Source organism: Candidatus Thermoplasmatota archaeon (assembly GCA_022848865.1).
Classification (GTDB): Archaea; Thermoplasmatota; Thermoplasmata; order RBG-16-68-12; family JAGMCJ01; genus JAGMCJ01.
Genome location: JAJISE010000085.1, coordinates 1 through 3,012 on the forward strand (window position 1 = coordinate 1; position 3,012 = coordinate 3,012).

At 54.5% G+C, this 3,012-nt stretch carries 4 protein-coding genes; 1 reads left to right on the top strand and 3 read right to left on the bottom strand.

Translation table 11 applies throughout. The features are described 5' to 3' along the window. Positions 1-478 (bottom strand): malate dehydrogenase (locus LN415_09690; protein ID MCJ2557357.1); only part of this gene is annotated, 478 nt, incomplete at its 3' end. 271 nt (positions 479-749) lie between these two features. Between LN415_09690 and LN415_09695 the strand changes: the two genes are divergently transcribed. Further along, positions 750-1,265 carry an Lrp/AsnC family transcriptional regulator gene (locus tag LN415_09695; GenBank protein MCJ2557358.1) on the top strand — a complete coding sequence of 172 codons (516 nt, stop codon included), beginning with the start codon at positions 750-752 and terminating at the stop codon, positions 1,263-1,265. Between the two features lie 85 nt (positions 1,266-1,350). Here LN415_09695 and hdrB read toward each other — a convergent pair whose 3' ends face one another. Both hdrB and hdrC read right to left on the bottom strand, forming a co-directional pair. Beyond that, complete coding sequence (gene hdrB / locus LN415_09700; GenBank protein ID MCJ2557359.1) at positions 1,351-2,199, bottom strand: CoB--CoM heterodisulfide reductase subunit B; 849 nt, start codon at positions 2,197-2,199, stop codon at positions 1,351-1,353. A gap of 2 nt (positions 2,200-2,201) precedes the next feature. Continuing rightward, on the bottom strand, positions 2,202-2,714 hold the full coding sequence (hdrC, locus tag LN415_09705; protein ID MCJ2557360.1) for a CoB--CoM heterodisulfide reductase subunit C: 513 nt from the start codon (positions 2,712-2,714) through the stop codon (positions 2,202-2,204). Between the last annotated feature and the right edge of the window lie 298 nt (positions 2,715-3,012).

Below are 3,012 nucleotides of genomic sequence, written 5' to 3' on the forward strand. Positions count from 1 at the left end.
TGGGGTGGGAGATGTCCTCGAGATTGATGCCTCCCAGTGAGGGTTCCAGCCACTTGGTGCACTGGATGATCTCATCGGGGTCCTTTGTGGCGAGGCATAGCGGAAACGCGTCCACGCCACCGAGGTACTTGAAGAGCAGGGACTTCCCCTCCATCACTGGAAGCCCGGCCTCAGGTCCGATGTCCCCCAGCCCGAGGACTCTCGTCCCGTCGGAGACGACGGCGATAGTGTTCCACTTGTTCGTTTGATTGTAGACCTGCTCTGGCTCCTTCTGAATCAGCCTGCAGGGCTCGGCGACACCGGGTGTGTACCAGATCGCGAAGTCGTTGAAGTCTCGAACCGGTGCCTTGAGAGTCACCTCTATCTTCCCTCGGTAGAAGGGGTGAAGTATCAGGGCGTCCTCCCCTGGCTTCTTCGCCTTCGCCAACATCTCTTCCACAGTGGGTTTCCTACCTCCCTCCTCACTAGAGTCGTCCATTTTTTTCACCTATCCAATCGATTCTGAACCAGTCTCAGGCGACGCATCGCGCGTATATAATCCTTTTCAGATTCGTGAGATTGGATACTAATATCGTCATTTCTCGAAGGATGCCTTCAGCATCGTCTTTCCTGCCAGACTGGTCCTGCCAGACGGGGTCGAACCGTGGGCGTGACAGAAAGAGGTGCATGCGTTACGATATCTGATGTGATTTCTGCGAAAAGCGTTATTCTTTAATAGTCGTGGTTCCATTCGTCTCCTAGGTATGAAGATGGTGGAAAGATGGGAAGGCGAAGGTGTCCATCTGGGTGAGAGGTGGAAAGGCCTGGACATGAGACTTCTTCCTCTCGACCACATCGATGTGAAGATCCTCGAGAAGCTGAGGGAGAATGCCAGGACAAGCAACATCGGGATTGCCAGAGATCTCAAGATAAGCGAGGCGACCGTCAGAAGGCGGATAATGAGCATGGAGAGGAAGGGAATAATAAAGGGCTATTCCGTCTATATCGACTATCAGCTTATTGAGAATCCAGTGAAGGCCTACGTTCACATAAGCGTCTCTGGGACTCACAGGGACGACATTGTCAAGAGGGTGTGCGAGCACAGTCGCGCTGTCGCCGTATACAGGGTGACGGGCGACCACGAGATTCTCTGCGTGATGCTTTTCGTAGACATGCCGGAACTCCAGGACTTCCTGGACTCCTATCTGGATGTAGATGGAATCCGTGACGTGAGGGCGCAGATCGTGATGAGCCCTTACAAAGGAGTTCCGTGGACCGGAGTGTAGGGTCTCATCCCGCTTGCTTTCTGCCGATTTCTCGAAAAGGCTACAACGTCGAATCCGACACGGGCCCACACGCCTCCGTGAGATGTCAGAACTTCACCGGAACGGCGTGGGCATCAAAACCGTTCTTTCCCTCGTCCAGACCGAATGCCATGACGTAGAGTTGCGACAGGTGGATCACGGGAAACGATGTTCCGAGCCCGCCTTGACCCTGATCGAACTGAAGATGGCAGAAGGGACAGATATCGACTATGCAGTTGGCGCCTGACTGCTTCATAGCCTCGAGCTTCTGGTCCGTCATCGCCTGCGCGACTTCCTTCGCTCGGGCTCTGACACCACCGCCGGCGCCGCAACACGCGTTCTTGTTCCTGTAGTCCACGCTGGTCGCTCCCGTTACCTCGACAAGTTCGTCCAGGGTGTTCGGTCTCTCCCTGTTGTCGATTTTCTTGACGATATCGGGTTTGAAGTAGTGACAGCCGTAGTGTACCGCGGCCTTGATGTGGTCCAGCTTGTTCGTCACCTTGGCGGATATCGCATCGAGACCGACATCCGTGTAGAGGAGCTCTGCGAACTGTCTTACCTTCACTCCGCCCTTGTATTCCCTTCCGATTTCCTTGAGGATCGAGTTCGCGTACTCCTTCTTTTTCTCATCGTGCTCGATCTTGTCGGCCACTTCCCACAACGAACCGAAGCAGCCGTTGCATATCGTCACGATCTCGGTTCCCTTCTCTTCCGCAAGCGAGAGGTTCCTTGCGCCAATGGCAAGCCAAGTGTCCTGATCGAAGCTTCGGAACACTCCCGGTGCGGGGCAACAGGAGGTCTTGTCGAGGATGTCCATGTCAATGTCCAGAGCTTTCGCCACTTCCACGGTGGCGGTTTCAATGCCCGGGTACCTAAGAGGCGCGATACATCCGAGAAAGAGACTGTACTTCGCCATTCTCATCCCACCAGTTCGTCGAAGTGCGTCGCCTTGATGATCTTCTTCACCTCATCCAGGGCCTCCTTGTCCGAAAGGACGGTCGGAGGCTCACTATCAAGGCCAAGAGTCTCTCTCATCTTCCTGAAGGCGTCCCCGAGAGGAATGGCATGCCCGGACTTCATCAGACTCCTAGCCGTGTTCTTATGAGCCTCTGCCATGTATCCCTCTCTGACGGCCATGTTTCGAAGCGTCATGATAATGTCTGTGATCTTGACTCCTCGCGGACACCGCTCATCGCATGTCGTGCAAGTCGTGCAGAGCCACAGCTCCTCAGCCGGTAGGACCTCGTCCTTGAATCCGAGCTGGACTCTCCGCATCATCTTCCTTGTTCTGAACGCGGTCACCCTCCCGGAAGGGCAACCTCCGGTGCAGGTTCCGCACTGAAAACAAAGTGTTACGGTATCCGCACCCTTGTCGACAACGCTCTTCGTGAATGCTGGGTCGACAGCTTTCGGTTCGCTATCCGATGCCATCTTCTCAATCCTCCCGTTTTGTGATCCTCACATTTTCCGTCGATTTCTCGTTGGAGCCAGTCATGGATTCTTCGTCCGATTGTCGTTATTGCAACACCGATATATTAATTCTTGGAGTCGTTTTTCGTCATGCTCGGTATGATATCCTTCAAACGCCAGGGGGCGCTCCCTCGAGCACAATCTCCGTGACCTCGCGCCTTGTGTAGACGAGGTGCTTGCCCTCCTCGCTGACCAATTTCACATCAAAGCGGTCGTCCTTGTAGCCTTCGGAGACCTTCTTAGCCTCAACTTCTGTTCC

Bases quoted from the DNA above. Each gene is read 5' to 3' on its own strand.
- LN415_09695 (MCJ2557358.1), top strand. From the start codon at position 750: ATGGTGGAAAGATGGGAAGGCGAAGGTGTCCATCTGGGTGAGAGGTGG.
- hdrB (MCJ2557359.1), bottom strand. From the start codon at position 2,199: ATGGCGAAGTACAGTCTCTTTCTCGGATGTATCGCGCCTCTTAGGTAC.
- hdrC (MCJ2557360.1), bottom strand. From the start codon at position 2,714: ATGGCATCGGATAGCGAACCGAAAGCTGTCGACCCAGCATTCACGAAG.